Consider the following 17,344-nt stretch of genomic DNA (forward strand, 5'->3'; position numbering starts at 1 on the left):
GAATTAAAACGGTGAGCAACGACAAGTATGCGGAACAGAATCACGTTTTGCCGATCACATAACCGCGAGCCGATTTCGATCGAACGAATCCGAGCAGATGTTTCTCATCCACAGTAGTGAAAACCAGACATCTATTGACAGGAATATAAAAATCATAGACAGCATCCTACTCTTGTGGTGATCTGTGGATTGAATCTAGACGTAGAAGGCCTTATTAGGACAAAGTATGATAATTGGAACAATGATATTAGTCTTGGACGACGAAGTACAACCAGAATATCGCTATCTCGCACCGGAGATAGAGCGCCTTCTCCCCGATGCTGAATACGAAATCTACGTCGAGGACCCGTTCGAACCCGATCTCGATGAGTACGAAGGCATCGTCATTAGTGGTTCGACAGCCAGTGTGTACGACGATGCAGAAGCCGACTGGGTCGACCCACAAGTAGAACTGGTCCGTCGCTGTCTGAGAGAGGAGGTTCCGTTGCTTGGAATCTGTTTCGGACACCAGTTGATCAATCGTGCGTTGGGCGGACGCGTCACATCCGACCGTCGTCGAGCCACGTTCGTCGAGATGAATCAGGTCGCAACGGATCCGATTCTAGAGGGAGTAGCGGATCACGTCCCGGTGTTACATGCCGACATCGTCGCCGAACGAGGCGACGGAATGATTGCGACCGCCCGAACTGAGTACAGCGAGAATTTCTGCACACGTCACGAATCCGCGCCGATTTGGTCCGTTCAGTTCCATCCCGAATTCACCGAACGAGTCGTTGATCGTCCTGACGACTGGTCGTCGGGCGAACACACGTTTGAAGACATCACTGCGACGGAGGTACTGTCCAATTTCGCAACGATTTGTGATGCCGTCTGATGGGTGACGAACCCGGTCAATTCGATCCTACTGCTTGTACGTCCTCTGGAAGTGCTTGTACCGGTACCGTTCCATCGTCGTTCCACCCACGGAGATGGTAATACTCACTCACTGCGTCTTCAAAAGCCGCCACAACATCAACAGGAGATCGTACCCATTCCCAACTCGTCGCAGAGATCGTTTGCACGCATTACCTCCACGATGTCGTCGATGTCCTGGTTCGATCCGAATGCCATCACCGTTTCGAATTCGGGGCCTTCGGACTCCACGTTCGCGTTGTCGTCCCCCGGCACTCCAACCGTGGATATATGATGAACGAATCGCTTCGATAACCTCCGCTTCGGCTGTCCGCTTTCCGACGTCGATGGTGAGGAGCGACCCGTCTGGAGACAACATATCTACCATATACCGTCCATTGTTCAAAATTCCAATAATTAATAAACACAATTCAAGATATTTTATGATATTAGAACAGAGTTCTCCGACACATGTGGGCACTGGCAATCTTATATTAAATACCCCACCAAATATGGTACACTCGTCCGCTACGAATCGATAGTGGAGTTCATTCTTGATTATCGGCGACTAATGAGCTCACGAGTTCATCATATGTGTAGTCATCGAAGGGATTCGTCCCTTTCTTGATCGTCGTGATCACGAACTTCGAGCTCGTTCGTTCGACTTCTTCTACTTCCTCGAATTTGCTTATCAATTTTTCAACCATTTCTCGAGATGTTAGATGCGAGATGAGTACGAAATCGGTATCACCGAGGGTAAAGTACACCTCGTTAACTCCCGAAATAGCTGCCAATTTATCGCCGACTATCTGATGATATTCCGGACTATAGTCGGCCCACACCTCGGTGATAAGCGTGAGTTTGAAGCCGGAATTTTCGAGATCGAACTCAAATACATCGTTGAGTATCCCCCGTTCCTGGAGTTTCTCCAGCCGATAATGGACGGTCGATTTAGGAATGCCAGTTTCATTGCTGATCTTGTCCGGACTTCCCGACTTGAGTGTTCCTATCGCTTTTAGGATTTGAATATCCTTTTCATCCATAAACATAGTCCATAATCTGTGTTTAAAGGTATTCTGTATCGAAAAAATTTCTCACGAATCAGGCGACAACCGGCCAATCGTTCGTGAATCGGTCCGCGATTCGAGTCACTGCCGCCCGCGCGGACTGAAGGTCCTCATCGAGCCAAGCAAACGGATCTTCGATCCCCGTCTCCACACCGAGCGAGCCTTCGAGAACGCCCAAGGTAGCATAGGCGAGATGGCTGACTTGATAGCCACCTTCTTGGACGATCGCGAATCGACCGTCACTATACTTCTCTGCCATCCTCCGAGCACGCCGACCGAACGACTCAAATCCCCTCTTGGTCACTACGTTTCGACCGAGTGGATCGACGACACCCGGGTCCTGACCGGCGCTGATCAACAGCACGTCGGGATCATACGCCTCGAAAACCGGTTCGACGATCCGATCGAATGCCGCTTCGTAGCCGGAATTGCCGGTACCGGGCGGTAGCGGTATATTGAGATTATATCCCTGTCCCGTGCCGACCCCATATTCATCGACATCGCCAGTCTGTGGATGTGCATTCGGATCCCACGACCAGTGGTCGTTGTGAAGGCTCACGAAGAGCACGTCATCCCGGTCATAAAAGCACTCCTGCGTGCCGTTTCCATGATGTACGTCCCAATCGAGAATGCCGACCCGTTCGATGTCCTCGGTTTGTAGGAGATGTTCAGCGGCGACAGCGATGTTATTGAAAAAACAGAATCCATCCGCCTGGGTCGGTTGAGCATGATGACCACTCGGCCGAACGAGTGCATACGGAACGCTGTCGTCACAGTCGATAGCCGTTTCAGCTGCCTGTATCGCTGCTCCCGCAGCATGTCGTGCTGCCGAGTAAGATGCCTCGTTTGCCCCTGTCTCCGCAGTAAGCCGACCACCGCCCGCCTCACAGAACCGTTCGAATTCAGTTATATATTCGGACGAGTGAACACGATTGAGTTGCGCTTTGGTAGCCGGTGCAACCGACTGCCAGTTCGCCCGATCGTCGAGTACGTGTTCGATTATCGAACGAATGTTTCGAACGCGCTCCTCCCGGTCCGGGTGGGGCTCTTTCGCTGCCAAGCGGCCACTCCACTTGGTTTCGAACTCTCCGGCGGGGGGCGTGTGAGCAGTGAAGCTGTCGTCCCAAAACACATGAAGGTCAGTCATTTCTCAATCGTCCTCTCCGAAGGAAAGTGGATCGTAGCGGTCGAGCACACGGCTTCGGCTCTCGATGTCTATATCCTCACCATCATATTGGTGAATCTCCGCGAACAGTTCGTCGATGTAGTCCACTCTCGGGCCGAAATATGCAGCGATCACGTACACACCGACGTTCACCGGCAAACCGATAATCGCGCCGGTGAAACCGCCGATTTCTGCGATAGGACCACCCATACTCGGTGCCAAAACGAAGTTCATCGAATAGGTTACAATGAGGCCGAGAACGATTCCAGCTATCGCACCGTATTTATTACCTTTCTTCCAGAACAATCCAAAGATGACCGGTGGAAGAAGGTGAACGATACCCTCGTACGTCCAAATAGCTATTTTCGCCAGCAATGGGAGATCGAGCGTCGCCAAAAAGTAAGCGATCGCGACCCAAACAACGATCACGACACGGGAAATGTTGACCGCCTTACTCATCGACATCTCTGGTTTGAATTCCTTGACGATGTTCCAAGAGGTCACGACACCCATTGTCGCCAACTGCGAGTCGATACTCGACATCCCCGCTGCGAGGACGATGATACCGACTCCCGCTAGTAAAACTGGGCCACCCGCCATCCGAGCCATCACGAAAAAGGCGCTCTCACCAGCATTGGAAGCCTGTGGTATAAGACTCGCACCCATTCCAAGGAGCAGTAAGAAGAACACGGCGAGGGCCGCAAGGATCGGCGCACCGACTGCGAGTTTTTTCACCTCTTTAACGTCCTTGGCAAGGAAGATCCGATTGAAGACTTCTAGCCACGCGTAGCCACCGATCGTCCCAGTGAGAATGATTGAGGTCCAATAGCCGTCACTAGCATGGACGGTCATGTTTTCCGGATGTTGCTGGGCAACCTGATTCAACAGCGGGCCGAATCCACCGAATAGGCTGTGTGCGATCCAAAAGAGGGCGACGAATAGGAGAACAGTCGAAACGATGCCCTGAACGAAGTCAGTAACGACGACACTCCGCATTCCCGCGAAGACGATATACCCGAGAACGACGAGCGTGATGAGTGCCATTCCGATATTGAATGGAATCGTTCCATTCGTCGCCTCAGACATGAGAAATCCGAAGGTTTTGATGCTAAGTACCTGCCAGGGCGCACCGATAATGATACCTGTAACAGCGACGAGTACCGCAAGTCCAGGTGAATTAAAACGTAGGCGTATGAAATCCGGCATATTATAGAGATCGTGAAGCTTACCCCATTTCCAGATTCGCGGGGCAATGGCATAGTACACGACGAGGGCGGTCACCGTGTAAAACATCACATAGAATGCGATCGCCCCTCCGGAACCAGCCCAGGCGAACCAACTGGTGTAATAACTCGCTACGATCCAGGTTGCTAAGACGGTGAACAGCATCGTCCACCAAGAGTACGACCGGCCAGCAACTGCATACTCTTCCATCGTTCGCTCGCGTAGACGTCCATACACCAACACGAATACACCGAGTAAACCGAGGTAGGCAAAGATGAGAATGGCGGGAAGAATATCATTTAGGGCCATTACACCACCTCACCTCGTGTGCTCTCAACCCAATAGAGGACTGCCAAGCCGATCGCCATCATCACGCTCACGAAGAGTAACCAAAAGAGTACAAATGGTAGATCGAAAATGTAGGGCTCCGCACGATTAACGACATCAAAGAAGGGCGGAAAAACGGAAAGAAATAACGCGACAAAATAGAGGGTCGCAGCTCCAACGACGGTTCGACGGTCGATACCTCGTATATATCTGGAAACTGTGTTTGCTATTCCCATGCTCTGTTATAACCAGTAACATACTGACTAATAAATATTCGTTATCTAATCGGATACTTTTTAATAAGATATTGATATCCTGAATAGAGTTTGATAATCTGTTCTTATTTGGGTCACGAACCAATCTTATGCGGTAACAATATGTGGTAATAATGATTCAGCTGAATTTTATATCGGACCGGGGGTGCTACGAACCTCTCTAACATGCAATCGTTGCCGGTCGGCCGCGTATCCGGTGTGAATTCACGGTCACCAAAACAGAACGGACGTGTCGTCGTAGCTACCTTTTTGTTTGAAACATGAATCACTCCTTTCGAAAACCGGTCCGATAGCGCTTCCGTTTTCGCGGAGGAGGTTACCGAAGGATATCTACTTCATATCCAATTAATTAAAATAATAATATGTTTCCACAGTATTTTTATATGGTATGGAAAGAAGGAATTTTCTCAAGTCACTCGGAATAGCTGCAACCGCTGGATCGATTTCACAAACGGTGGCACGCGCACACGAACGACAGACAGCGAGGTACCGTGACCCGAACGCGTATCTCACGAACGAACAGTTGGCTCGCCGATTACGGCTCCTCGACAGGGAAAGCGACCTCGTGGCCCTGCGACGGATAGGACGGTCCGCCGGCCTGAACACTCCGCTCTGGGAGGTACACATGGGCTCCGGCGATACGAACGTTCACCTCATTACACAGATCCATGGCGATGAGCCGGCAGGAACCGAAGCGATTTTGCGGGTACTTCGTCAATTGAGCGTTTCGTCCTCCGAAACGGCGGAGCGAATACAGAACAATATCTCCCTGACTGTCGTCCCACGAGTGAACCCAGATGGAGCGATGTTCAGTCGAGACCAAGACGACGATGGGGATCAAGAACGGGTGACGAGACGGACGAATACACAACCGTGGTGTCGGGATGATTCACGCCACGAGCCGTACTATCACTACAGGCCGTCGGATTCGCCGACCGGGTACGACATGAATCGTGATTTCAACATCCGTCCTGATTTCGACGCGAATTCGGACGCCCGCGCCTCGTGGTGGGAGCAAACCGATGGAGAGTGGCAGCTAAATCTTCCCTACAAGGGGCGGACGCTCGCCGCCAGTGGGCTTAGGTTGTCACCTGAGGTGCGGGCCGTGACTGAGTCGTTCCTGCGGGCGAATCCGGATTTCGCCATCACACATCATCATCAAGGAATTCCGACAGTTCCGGACACAGAGCCACCCGAACCGTCAGTGATGAGCGTCATGGCACCATTTGGCACGTCGTTCAAGAAACAGGCCCCGTATCACGACCCATCGAAGCCGGTTTCGGAGTACGTCAATCCGTTCTTGGACGAATCGACGAGTGTTCGCTCGCTTCGCTTGAATCGACTCGTCGCAACACGTCTCGCGGATACGACCGGTCCATGGGACGTTTTCGACACCGTCACTCGATACGGATACGCCACGCTTTGGGGGTCGTATTTGGATGCACTTTGTCCGCAAACGAACGCTGCAGGAATGCTATACGAAATCTCCGGTCAATCCAGTTCAGTCGGCTCTCGCGCCTACGGGTTGAAAGTCGAAGCATCGCGGGTCGGATTCCTCGAGTCGTTCGCCGCTATCGCGTCCGACCCAACCCTCAGTTCGGTCGATGCGACCGAATATTTCGATATCCCACTCAAAGGGAAGTCGATCGACGGCGCAAGGGGTGGCCGAGCGAAACTTCGTCATCAGCCCGAATCGAGGTCCCAAAGCAAACCAAACGCACCCTCTAGATCTCCACAAGCTCGTGGCGTGTGGCTCGACTGACGGTTACAGGTCTCGCGAGACAGCTCACGAACCACTGGGAAGCGGTTTTTTGTCCTAACGGAACAGCGGTCGATTGTCAGATCTGCGGGAAGTTAAATACACCGAGGGGGCATCGAAACCGATTTTGAAGAAGAAACCAACGACGGTGGCCAAAATCATTAATAACAATTATAGTAAAAAGAAATTAGATGACATTGGAAGAAAACGGCGGAGAGCGTAACGACACAGTACTAAATCGGCGAAACTTCATCGGAGGAGTGACATCGCTCCTCGCTGCTGGTGCGTACACACGGTCTGTTCCAGACGCGGTTACCGCGCATCTTACGGAAGGGAACGATTCAGATACACAGCAAATCGCATCTCCGAACGGACGAGTGAAAGTGATGATAGACGTCGCTGACGGCACACCGAACTACAGTCTTGAATTCGATGGCACGACTGTTATCTCCGATTCCAGACTCGGATTCGAGTTCCAGAATCAACCGGCCTTCGGCGTCACGTCGGATGAGAGCACAAGTTCAGCGATCACGGTGACGGGGACCGAGAGCGGAACCGAAACCGAACGCTGGGACCCGATTTGGGATCAGTACGAGTCCGTCACGGCAAAGTATACGTACCTACGTATTGGACTCGCCGAAACGAGCGCGCCGAAGCGCGCGGCGAACTTGGAGTTCCGCGTATTCGACGACGGACTTGGATTCCGGTTCGTGTTCGACGACCACTTCGCCAGCAATAGCGAGAATATGGTCGTCACGTCGGAGAACACCCAGTTCAACTTCGGTGGGGATTACGACGCGTGGTGGATAACGAACGAACTCGTCAACCCCCGGTTCGAACAGGAGTACCAACGGACCAAGCTCAGCGAAATCGAAGCCGGTACCAGAACCATCCGACCGAACGACAATACCATTCGGAACGGCGCACACACGCCGCTCACCGTGAAAGCCGGAGAGGACACGTATCTGAGCGTTCACGAGGCGGACCTCACGGATTACGCCACGATGACGCTTGCACCTCGGTCTGATGGCGACGGGACGGAGTTCGCGGCGGAACTCGCGCCGCTTCCCGATGGAACCAAGGTTTCGACCCAGACGCCGGCAGTGACTCCGTGGCGAACCATCCAAGTCGGAACGAGTCCTGGTGACCTTGTCGAATCGTCGCTGATTCCACTTCTCAACGACGAGTTAGACGACTCAGTCCTCCCGACGACCGAAGGAAAACCGGATACAAGTTGGATCGTCCCGCGAAAATACATTGGTATCTGGTGGACGATGATTGCCGGGAACGCCAAGTGGGAGTATCAGTCCGATGCCGAACTCGAAAAAGCAGGCACAAATCCGGCGGCGTACATCCACGGTGCCCGCACTGAGCGCATGAAACGCTACATGAAGTTCGCCAGCGAGAACAGTATCGAGAGCGTTCTCGTAGAGGGATGGAATCAGGGCTGGGACAGCTATCCCGGGTCCGGTGTTGCGATGGACTTCGACCAGTCGTATCCGGACTTCAGCCTCTCAACAGCCACCGATTACGGTCAGTCGCTCTCACCCAGCGTCGAGATGACCGCCCACAACGAGACCGGAGGAAACCTCGTCAACTACGAAGAACAGATCCTGAACGACGATATCTTCGAGTACTACGAAGACCACGACATTCGAAGCATCAAGAACGGCTACGTCAACGACGCCGGTTTGGGTAACCAAGGTGACGGCGGTACTGCCACGATCAACCACCACTGTCAAATCGCGATCAACCATCACGAACTGGTCGCGCGCAAGGCGGCGGGTAACCGGCAATTATTGGAACGCCACGAAGCGGACAAACCGACCGGCAAGCGACGAACCTATCCAAACCTCGCATCGACTGAGACAATAAAGGCACAGGAGTACGATGGTTTCGGCGCGCTCGGGTCGGACGTTGGCCGTGACCATCACGTCACGCTACCATTCACTCGGATGCTCGCTGGGCCGGCGAGCTATCAACCCGGTATTTTCGATATCACGTTCAACGACGACACCGGCGGCCAGATCCAGACGACACGGGCCAAACAGCTCGCGATGTACCCGACTTACAACGCCGGGCTACAGATGCTTGCCGACCGCATCGAAGCGTACATCAACCCGGAACTGGCAGTCGGTGAACTCCTCCAAGCGGCTGCGGGCGACATCGATGGATTCGTCACCGCCGACAATTGGCGGAACGCATTCGGCACCAATTACGTTGCCGTCGACCCGAATCGAGCGCCGTCCGGTTCCGCAGTTTCGTGGACCGTCACTGACGTTCCAACCGACGACACATACGATCTGCACCTTCGCTACGCCAGCGCGCCTGAGGAGAACGCGGGTCGTGTAGTCGATGCTGGTGAAGCACAAGCCACGCTCCGAGTGAACGATACGACGGAGACTATTACACCGTCGTTCACGGAATACTGGGACGACTGGAACGTGTTCACGACACAAGTCGAGTTAAATGAGGGAACGAACACTGTCGCAATCGAACTACACTACGACGATACCGGGGAGACATTCACTGGAGACGTCGGCGGGTTCAATCTCAATACAGTCGCCGTCACCGAGCACTGCGCGGCGGTCCCGATACCGGCCGAATATGTTGGATATTCACCCGAGAACGAGAATTTCGAGACCGAGACTGAGTTCGAGTTCTTGAAAGCAGTTCCCGCCGGTGGATGGGACGATACGAACGTTCTCGACGCCAAAATCGGAAACTACACCGTTACTGCCCGTCGAAAGGGCAGCGAGTGGTTCGTCGGCGCAATGACCGGCGAAGACGGACAGGCCGTCGATGTATCGCTCGATTTCCTCAGTCCCGCCTCCAAGAACGCGGATGGTCGTAACTCAGCACCAAACGGCCCCAAATACGTCGCCGAGATTTACTCCGATGGGAGCGATGCTCGCTACGACGTGAATCCGACGGATGTTCGGTTCGACGAACTTCTCGTTACGCCACGAACGACGCTCCGAACCTCGATGGCCGCAAGTGGTGGGCAGGCAATTCGACTGCGTCCTGCTACCGGCGATGAAATGACCGACCTCCCCGCCTACAAACAACCTAAACAGGAATATTCGTCGTTCGAAACACCGGATGCTGTCGTCTCCGGGCAATCGATGAGCGTGACGATTACCGGAACGAACTCCGGTTCGGTTGTCGGCGGGGAAACCCTCCGTGTCTTCGTCGATGGCGAGGAGGTCTCCAACGTGTTCGTCCGCTTGTCGCCCGGCGAAAGTGAAAGTACCGCGCGATTCGAGCTTCCCCATCTCTCAGCGGGCAACCACGAAGTTCGAGTTGGACGCTCGATAGACGACGCCCTTCCTGCACAGACGGTACAGATATTGCCGTCGATGCAACTCTCCTCGGAGTGGCTGTTCCGGAAAGGTGACGACGTGTCTTGGGCTCGTCGTGACTACGACGACGATAAGTGGGAGCATGTCGAGCTACCCGCAAAATGGGAGGCCCACTCCGGATATACGGAAGCCGAGGTGTTCGGATGGTACCGGAAGACCATCACTATCCCAGCGTCTTGGGAGGAGTACGACGCGGATATCCTCCTGCCGGTTGGCAAAATCGACGACGTCGACCAGACGTTCTTCAACGGGGTACAAATCGGTCAACTCGGGACCTTTCCCGAGAACGGCTTCGAGACCGCATGGCAAGAAACGAGAGAGTATACGGTGCCATCCGAGAACGTCAATTACGGCGGAGAAAACGTCATCGCAATCAGGGTCTACGACGATATCGGTGGGGGCGGCCTGTATGCGGGTCCGCTCGGACCGGTTCGTCCTGACTACGACGGTCAGTAAGCAATCCGTCCGCCGCCGTCCAGTACAATAGACCGTTTCCACTTCGAACATCCTCTGTCATTCTATCTATATTATAATTTAATTTGATATGTATGGAATAGAACTTTTTGGCCCACATTTTTGTGGTGGATGCATCCTACAGTAAACGTATGACCGATTCCCAAGAAGAACTTCGAAAGCAGCTGAGTGAGATGCAGGCAGTTCATGGCATCGATACCGACACGCGAAACGTAATCGGGATACTCAGTGAGACGATTACGACGCTCGGCAAGGAAATTGATGACTTGCAACAGCGTGTGGCCGAGTTGGAGAAGCGTGTCGATGAGACCGATGGTCCGAAAAATGACGATGAACAACAAAAGCACGCGTGGTATTCAGAGCGCTAAGTCAGCGCCGTGGATATGGGTTGTTTCGGATCGGTGTTTTCCCAAAAAAGACGGGAATCACCGTTCTCACCACAGATACCCCGTTGTGTGCCGTGTTATTCTTCCGATTTGAGTGCCGGAGTCGTATTCGGGACAACACGAGGATCCGCTATTTGTTCGTAGGCATACGCTAGGTTCAACACTGTTGCTTCATCGTATGGTTTTCCGATGAGTTCGGCGCCAACGGGAAGCCCCTCATCGGTTAGCCCCGTAGGTACCGACATCGCGCAGCATCCAGCCTGTGACGCGATGACAGTATTCGTCGGAAATGTGAGCGTATCGAGCACGCCGGAGCGCACTTCGTCCGCTTTCGGTGGGACTACCTGCACGTCCGGACACAGGACTGCGTCGAGTCGGTGTTCGGCGAACACGTTGAGGAGAATTCGTTGGAAGGTATCCTGAAGAACGATCTTTCGCCAATACGATGGATCGTCTTCTGGATCCATAGGGCCATCCGCAATACCTTCAAGAAGATCGAGGAGTTCGTGGTACTTTTCCTGTTCATAGATTTCATCGACTGATTCGACTGGCGTATCCGCTCGGTCGGAGAGGAACTCGTTGATATCTCGTTTCGATTGAACGAGATACAAGGAGGTTTCTTCGACGTATTCATCGATATCAGCGATCCGAACTGGATCTACGATATCTGCTCCGGCATCACTCATCAGTTCGATTGTATCTTCAACGAGTCGGTTGACCGATTCGGAATCCGACTCGTTGCCAAATTTGTCACGGAGAATCCCGATTCGAGCATCTCGAAGACCATCTTTCGAGAGTTGCTCGACGTACGTTCCATCGACGTGTGTCAGTTCGTTCGTTACGGTGTACGGGTCGGTCGAATCGTATCCGACGAGCACATCGAGCAGTATCGCGGTATCTTTTACCGTTCTGGTCATCGGCCCAGCCGTGTCCTGTGAGATAACGAGCGGTGACAAACCCGTTCGACTGATGAGTCCCGGTGTGACTCGGAGTCCAAAGAGATTCGTAAACGACGCTGGCAAGCGGATCGAACCTCCTGTGTCTTCCCCGATACCGACTGAAGCGAAATTAGCGGCGACCGCAGCGCCGGTTCCGCTGCTCGACCCACCCGGGTCACGGTCGAGCGCATATGGATTTTTGGTTCGTCCAAGTACCGACGAGAACGCGAACCAAGAGGTCGCCCAATCAGGGAGGTTTGTTTTTGCAAGGATGATCGCACCTGCGTCTTCGAGTCGATCGATGATCGTCGCGTTTTGATCGGGAACGTAGTTCTCGAACGCGATAGAGCCGAAGGTCGTGGTAATACCCTTCGTCTCGATTTGGTCCTTTACGACAACTGGAATACCGTGAAGTGGACCAACGAAGGTCCCTGATTCCTGGAATTCCTGATCGAGTGTCTTCGCCCGCTCTCGGGCAGAAGGATTGACGGTGATTATCGACCGAATTTTCGGTCCATTTCCATCGTAAGCCTCGATGCGTTCGAGATAGCTATCGACTAGTTCGCGACTATCGAGATCGCTCACTTCGTAGGCTTGATGAATGTCGTCGATAGTCGCTTCCAGAAGTTCAAATTGTGATGCTGACATCGGTACGTCCCCCATGGAAGATTTCACCGCACATACGATAACCCTACCGTGGGTGGTGTATTGCTAAGCGTACACACCGTACGTCGGTAATGATCGTCTCGATTGGACGGTCTTTGCCCGATTGCTGTCCCCTCAGTTGATTCCGATTGCGATAGTGGTCCTGAACCAAGTCGTCAGAAAATCGGAGATGGTGTGAGTCGTTATCTTCGTTCGAGTTCAAATACAAAGCATGGGCCACGTTACCGATCTCTTCATCGCAGCGGCCGGGTCCGAACCGATGCAGTCGGTCATGGAGGTACAAGCCGTCGCCAACAAGGGACTCCAGCATGACCGCTATTTCAACGGAACTGGCTACTACTCGCCGTACGATGTCTGTCAGGTGACGGTGATCGCTGGAGAGGCAATCGACGAGATCAATCAGAAATTTGAGCTCGATTTGACGGCCGGTGAGCACCGACGAAATATTGTCACGGAAGGAATCGATGTACACGACCTCCTGAAACATCGATTTAGAATCGGCGGTGTGGTATTAGAAGGCACACGACCACGTCCACCCTGTGCCCACGTCGAGCAGATCAACGAACAGGACGGCGTTGCCAGAGCACTCAAAAAGGGTCGCGGGGGTATCTGTGCAGATGTCATCGAATCCGGGCGAATCAGTGTCGGGGATTCTATCACCAATATCGAGCCACTTGATACGACTGGCAGTATTATCGATCGATTACGTTCGAAAACTCAATGATATACTCACTATCAAGCAAGAAATAGAGATTCCTGAATATGGAATTTTGCCGAGGTTGAACGGATCAGGTCTAAAGGCAACATCATTTCGCTAGTCGATTTTTCAGCGTTCTTGCCATTGATGATATCCACCACTATCGATTGGTTTTCACAACCGAAACGAAAGCCGAACTGGAGTGTACCACCGGATGTATCTGAAGGTAATGATATATAGCTAACCACTCGTATTAACTGTATGCGTCTTGTCCAGGTGCTAATCCCAAGAGGGGATCGAGCAGACGTCCTAACAGCGCTCGATGAAGAAGGAATCGATTATGCCGTCTTTGAGGAGACCGGTCGTGGTGATTTCGAGGCGCTCGTCTCCTTCCCTGTTCCTGATTCCGGTGTTGAACCGGTGCTCGATAGCCTCTATGCGGCAGGCATCAAGGAAAATTCCTATACAATCGTCATGCCGACGGAGACGGTCGTTTCCGAACGGATCAAGTCACTCACAGATCGGTATCAGGGACACCGTATCTCACGTGACGAGCTTCGAGCACGTGCCGAGGACCTCGCACCTGCAGCCTCGACATTCTTCACCTTCCTCGTGGTGAGCACCCTTATCGCGACAACTGGGTTACTACTCGATTCAGCAGCAACCATTATCGGTGCGATGGTTATCGCACCACTCATGGGACCTGCTATATCGGCCAGTGTTGGGGCTGTTCTCGCAGATTCAGACATGACATCACGAGGAGTACGGCTGCAGGTAGCCGGTCTGATTGCCGCAATCGTGACGGCTGCCATCCTCGGATTAGTGTTGAAAGAGACGGTCTTTTTACCACCGGTCGATATTCGAACGATTCCACAGGTTCTCGAACGAACCTCACCGAATTTCCTCTCACTCTTTCTAGCACTCGGATCGGGTGTCGCCGGTGCCGTGAGCATTATTCGGGGTGCTGGATCGTCGCTCGTTGGCGTCGCAATTGCAGTGGCACTCATCCCACCCGCTGCTACCGCTGGACTCGGTGTCGCGTGGGGACATCCCGGCGTCATTCTCACTGCCGGCGTCCTGGTGTTGGTGAACCTGCTCGCCATCAACCTCTCGGCACTCATTTTATTATGGCTTGCAGGGTACCGCCCCGAGAAAGGAGAGCATGCAGACCAGGCTCGTCAGGCAGTCCGTGTCCGGATCGCGACCGTCGTGTTCGGCCTCGTTCTGCTGTCGGTCGTTCTCGGAGCTGTCACTTGGGCATCATTCGAAGTTGGTACTGTAGAAACCGGTGCAAGCGCGGAGGTTGAGGAGATGTTCGACGACGGCCAGTTCGGAAGATTGGAGTTTGAAGAGGCCACCGTCGACTACGATATCGATGACGTTCTCCTCGATAACCCCGCCGAAGTAACTGTTATCGTGACTCATGGGCCGAACGACTCGTTGCCACCCGACCTCGCACAGCGAATCGATAAGCGACTATCCAAAACGACCGGTGCAAAGGTCGCCGTGCACGTCGAGTTCATACGAGGACAGCACTCAACCTAAATCAAAATGAATCGACAGCCTGCACTGTTCGGGAGTTCGAAGCGACCGGATTCGAAACCGGGTTGGGTATCATAGCGACACCCTATCGAAACGGCAGACACGACTGGCGATTCGAAGATTCGAACCGAGGTTACTCGAGGTCGAAGCGATCGAGGCTCATCACTTTGTGCCACACACCGACGAAGTCGTGGACGAATTGCTCCTCGGCGTCGTCGGAGGCGTAGACGTCCGCAATGGCTCGGAGACGGGAATTCGAACCGAAGACGAGATCCACGCGGGTTCCCGCCCACTCGACGTCGCCCGTTTCACGGTCGCGCAACTCGTAGATGTCTTGGGCATCCGAGGACGTTTCCCACTCCATGATATCATCGGATTCCGAAGACGCTTCCCACTCATAGTCCATGTCGAGCAGGTTCACGAAGAAATCATTGGTCAACGACTCAGGTTGATCAGTGAAGACACCGAGGTCAGTTCCATTGTAGTTCGCGTCCAGCGCGCGCATGCCGCCGACTAGAACCGTCATCTCAGTAGCCGTCAGATTCAGGAGCTCGGCCTTGTCAACCAGCAACTCCTCCGCCGGACGGTCGTCCTCATCGCTGAGGTAGTTACGGAACCCGTCTGCTTCCGGTTCGAGCGCCTCAAAGGACTCGACGTCGGTTTGCTCCTGCGAGGCGTCGGTACGGCCTGGTTCGAATGGAACATCCACGTCGTACCCGGCATCCCTCGCAGCCTGCTCGACGGCTGCACAACCGCCCAGAACGATCAGGTCGGCGAGCGAGACTCTTGTCCCGTCGGAACGCGAGCCGTTGAAGTCCTCCTGAATATCTTCCAGAATCCCCAGAACCGTCTCTAGCTGTTCCGGCTCGTTCACTTCCCAGCTCCTCTGCGGTTCGAGACGGATGCGGCCCCCGTTCGCTCCACCACGCTTGTCGCTGTCGCGGTACGTCGATGCTGACGCCCAAGCAGTCTTGACCAGTTGGGAGGTGGACAGTTCCGAAGCGAGGATCGTCTCCTTGAGCTCAGCGATCTCTTCGTCCCCGATCAGTTCGTGGTCGACATCAGGAATAGGATCCTGCCACAGCATCTCCTCGTCCGGAACCTCCGGGCCGAGGAATCGAGACGGTGGGCCCATGTCACGGTGGATCAGCTTGTACCACGCCTTCGCGAATGCCTCCTGGAACTCGTCCGGGTTCTCTTGGAAGCGCTCGATGACCTCTCGAAAGTCCGGGTCCCGCTTCAGGGCGACGTCCGTCGTCAACATCATGGGAGTGCGCTTTTTCGACGAATCGTGAGCGTCCGGCACGGTGTTTTGTAGCGTTTCGTCCGTTGGGGCCCACTGCCACGCACCGCCGGGGCCCTTCTCCGGTTCCCACTCGTAATCGAGCAGGTTGTCGAGGTAGCCCATGTCCCACTGCGTCGGCGCGCCGGTCCATGGACCCTCTATGCCACTGGTGATCGCGTCGGTCCCTTTGCCGGTACCGTGGCTGCTCTTCCAGCCGAGGCCCTGCTCCTCTATCGGGGCCGCCTCGGGCTCCGGACCGAGGTTGTCACCGGAATCGGCACCGTGGACTTTCCCGAACGTGTGTCCACCGGCAATGAGCGCGACCGTTTCCTCGTCGTTCATCGCCATCCGCCCGAACGCCTCGCGAATGTTCTCCGCCGACCCCTCGGTGTCTGGCTCACCGTCCGGTCCTTCCGGATTCACGTAGATGAGACCCATCACGGTCGCGCCGAGCGGCTCATCGAGTTCTCCGTCGTCATCGAAGCGCTCGGATGCCTCCATCTCGTTTTCGGGCCCCCAGTAGACGGCCTCGTCGGGCTCGTAGGCATCCTCGCGTCCACCGGCGAAGCCGAACGTCTCGAATCCCATCGACTCGAGAGCAACATTACCGGTCAACACCAGGAGGTCTGCCCACGAGAGTTTGCGACCGTATTTCTGCTTGACCGGCCAGAGCAGTCGACGTGCTTTGTCGAGGTTTGCGTTGTCGGGCCAACTGTTGAGGGGCGCAAAGCGTTGGGTGCCGCCGGATGCGCCGCCGCGGCCATCGGTGGTACGGTAGGTACCGGCGCTGTGCCACGCCATCCGAATAAAGAGTGGCCCGTAGTGGCCGTAGTCGGCCGGCCACCACTCCTGCGACGTCGTCATTACTTCTTCGATGTCGGACTTCACGGCTTCGAGGTCGAGCTTCTCGAATTGCTCTGCGTAGTCGAACTCCTCGCCCATCGGACCGACTTGGCGAGCGTTCTGATCGAGAATCTCCAAGTTCAACTGATTTGGCCACCAGTCTTGGTTAGATCCATTCATCATCAGACGATTGCTACTTTTGCCTATTAAGATTTCCCAATTCGGTAAGGACGTATTCGGTTCAGGCCAAGAAAATTTTCAGGAGCTATAATTTTTGTCAGTGGTGTGTGCAAGAGAGCGTTGGTCCGTTCGAGAAAGACTGGTGATATCGAAGGGAAATCAACCACGGCGAATATGAAATCAGAGACGATCAGCAAACCTACGATTGTATATCGGCACGGATTGGTTCTGTAGATCAAGAGCCTATATCCGATTTCATGTGT

Annotated in this window: 11 protein-coding genes and 1 pseudogene; 6 read left to right on the top strand and 6 right to left on the bottom strand. The window is 54.0% G+C overall.

Going from position 1 to position 17,344, the window contains the following annotated elements:
* Positions 1–241 precede the first annotated feature (241 nt).
* The gene (locus OOF89_RS19195) at positions 242–874 is read left to right on the top strand and encodes a type 1 glutamine amidotransferase (protein WP_266081093.1); all 633 of its coding nucleotides are present in this window, start codon (positions 242–244) and stop codon (positions 872–874) included.
* A 100-nt stretch (positions 875–974) separates the two neighbouring features.
* Here OOF89_RS19195 and OOF89_RS19200 read toward each other — a convergent pair.
* The 4 genes and pseudogenes from OOF89_RS19200 to OOF89_RS19215 all read right to left on the bottom strand — a co-directional run.
* Positions 975–1,158 (bottom strand): annotated as a pseudogene (locus OOF89_RS19200) (aldehyde ferredoxin oxidoreductase C-terminal domain-containing protein); the annotation flags it as partial.
* Between the two features lie 281 nt (positions 1,159–1,439).
* Entirely contained in the window at positions 1,440–1,934 is a 495-nt protein-coding gene (locus OOF89_RS19205; RefSeq protein ID WP_266081096.1) for an Lrp/AsnC family transcriptional regulator, read from the bottom strand.
* Between the two features lie 58 nt (positions 1,935–1,992).
* Entirely contained in the window at positions 1,993–3,105 is a 1,113-nt protein-coding gene (locus OOF89_RS19210; protein ID WP_266081098.1) for a class II histone deacetylase, read from the bottom strand.
* A 3-nt stretch (positions 3,106–3,108) separates the two neighbouring features.
* Entirely contained in the window at positions 3,109–4,656 is a 1,548-nt protein-coding gene (locus OOF89_RS19215; protein ID WP_266081100.1) for a sodium:solute symporter family protein, read from the bottom strand.
* A 681-nt stretch (positions 4,657–5,337) separates the two neighbouring features.
* On the opposite strand from OOF89_RS19215, the gene OOF89_RS19220 reads away from it, so the two are divergent.
* From OOF89_RS19220 to OOF89_RS19230, 3 genes are all read left to right on the top strand, one after another.
* Positions 5,338–6,711: a M14 family zinc carboxypeptidase gene (locus tag OOF89_RS19220; protein ID WP_266081102.1), complete on the top strand. Its 1,374-nt coding sequence runs from the start codon at positions 5,338–5,340 to the stop codon at positions 6,709–6,711.
* 188 nt (positions 6,712–6,899) lie between these two features.
* Positions 6,900–10,526, top strand: coding sequence for a glycoside hydrolase family 97 catalytic domain-containing protein (locus OOF89_RS19225; RefSeq protein ID WP_266081104.1), 3,627 nt, complete (start codon positions 6,900–6,902; stop codon positions 10,524–10,526).
* A gap of 149 nt (positions 10,527–10,675) precedes the next feature.
* Complete coding sequence (locus tag OOF89_RS19230; RefSeq protein WP_266081106.1) at positions 10,676–10,912, top strand: hypothetical protein; 237 nt, start codon at positions 10,676–10,678, stop codon at positions 10,910–10,912.
* A 95-nt stretch (positions 10,913–11,007) separates the two neighbouring features.
* Here OOF89_RS19230 and OOF89_RS19235 read toward each other — a convergent pair whose 3' ends face one another.
* Positions 11,008–12,516 carry an amidase gene (locus OOF89_RS19235; protein ID WP_266081108.1) on the bottom strand — a complete coding sequence of 503 codons (1,509 nt, stop codon included), beginning with the start codon at positions 12,514–12,516 and terminating at the stop codon, positions 11,008–11,010.
* A 229-nt stretch (positions 12,517–12,745) separates the two neighbouring features.
* On the opposite strand from OOF89_RS19235, the gene OOF89_RS19240 reads away from it, so the two are divergent.
* Both OOF89_RS19240 and OOF89_RS19245 read left to right on the top strand, forming a co-directional pair.
* Positions 12,746–13,258 (top strand): MOSC domain-containing protein, encoded by a 513-nt coding sequence (locus OOF89_RS19240; protein WP_266081110.1) that lies wholly within the window; start codon positions 12,746–12,748, stop codon positions 13,256–13,258.
* Between the two features lie 234 nt (positions 13,259–13,492).
* Entirely contained in the window at positions 13,493–14,776 is a 1,284-nt protein-coding gene (locus OOF89_RS19245) for a TIGR00341 family protein (protein WP_266081112.1), read from the top strand.
* Between the two features lie 130 nt (positions 14,777–14,906).
* Here OOF89_RS19245 and katG read toward each other — a convergent pair whose 3' ends face one another.
* A complete protein-coding gene (gene katG, locus OOF89_RS19250) occupies positions 14,907–17,081 on the bottom strand; it encodes a catalase/peroxidase HPI (protein WP_266081114.1) in 2,175 nt (724 codons plus the stop codon).
* Between the last annotated feature and the right edge of the window lie 263 nt (positions 17,082–17,344).

Origin of the sequence: Haladaptatus caseinilyticus (assembly GCF_026248685.1) — an archaeon.
GTDB classification, from domain to species: Archaea; Halobacteriota; Halobacteria; order Halobacteriales; family Haladaptataceae; genus Haladaptatus; species Haladaptatus caseinilyticus.

Coding starts and splice junctions, on each gene's coding strand:
- OOF89_RS19220 (WP_266081102.1), top strand. CDS start 5,338: ATGGAAAGAAGGAATTTTCTCAAGTCACTCGGAATAGCTGCAACCGCT.
- katG (WP_266081114.1), bottom strand. CDS start 17,081: ATGAATGGATCTAACCAAGACTGGTGGCCAAATCAGTTGAACTTGGAG.
- OOF89_RS19245 (WP_266081112.1), top strand. CDS start 13,493: ATGCGTCTTGTCCAGGTGCTAATCCCAAGAGGGGATCGAGCAGACGTC.
- OOF89_RS19210 (WP_266081098.1), bottom strand. CDS start 3,105: ATGACTGACCTTCATGTGTTTTGGGACGACAGCTTCACTGCTCACACG.
- OOF89_RS19215 (WP_266081100.1), bottom strand. CDS start 4,656: ATGGCCCTAAATGATATTCTTCCCGCCATTCTCATCTTTGCCTACCTC.
- OOF89_RS19195 (WP_266081093.1), top strand. CDS start 242: ATGATATTAGTCTTGGACGACGAAGTACAACCAGAATATCGCTATCTC.
- OOF89_RS19240 (WP_266081110.1), top strand. CDS start 12,746: ATGGGCCACGTTACCGATCTCTTCATCGCAGCGGCCGGGTCCGAACCG.
- OOF89_RS19225 (WP_266081104.1), top strand. CDS start 6,900: ATGACATTGGAAGAAAACGGCGGAGAGCGTAACGACACAGTACTAAAT.
- OOF89_RS19230 (WP_266081106.1), top strand. CDS start 10,676: ATGACCGATTCCCAAGAAGAACTTCGAAAGCAGCTGAGTGAGATGCAG.
- OOF89_RS19205 (WP_266081096.1), bottom strand. CDS start 1,934: ATGGATGAAAAGGATATTCAAATCCTAAAAGCGATAGGAACACTCAAG.
- OOF89_RS19235 (WP_266081108.1), bottom strand. CDS start 12,516: ATGTCAGCATCACAATTTGAACTTCTGGAAGCGACTATCGACGACATT.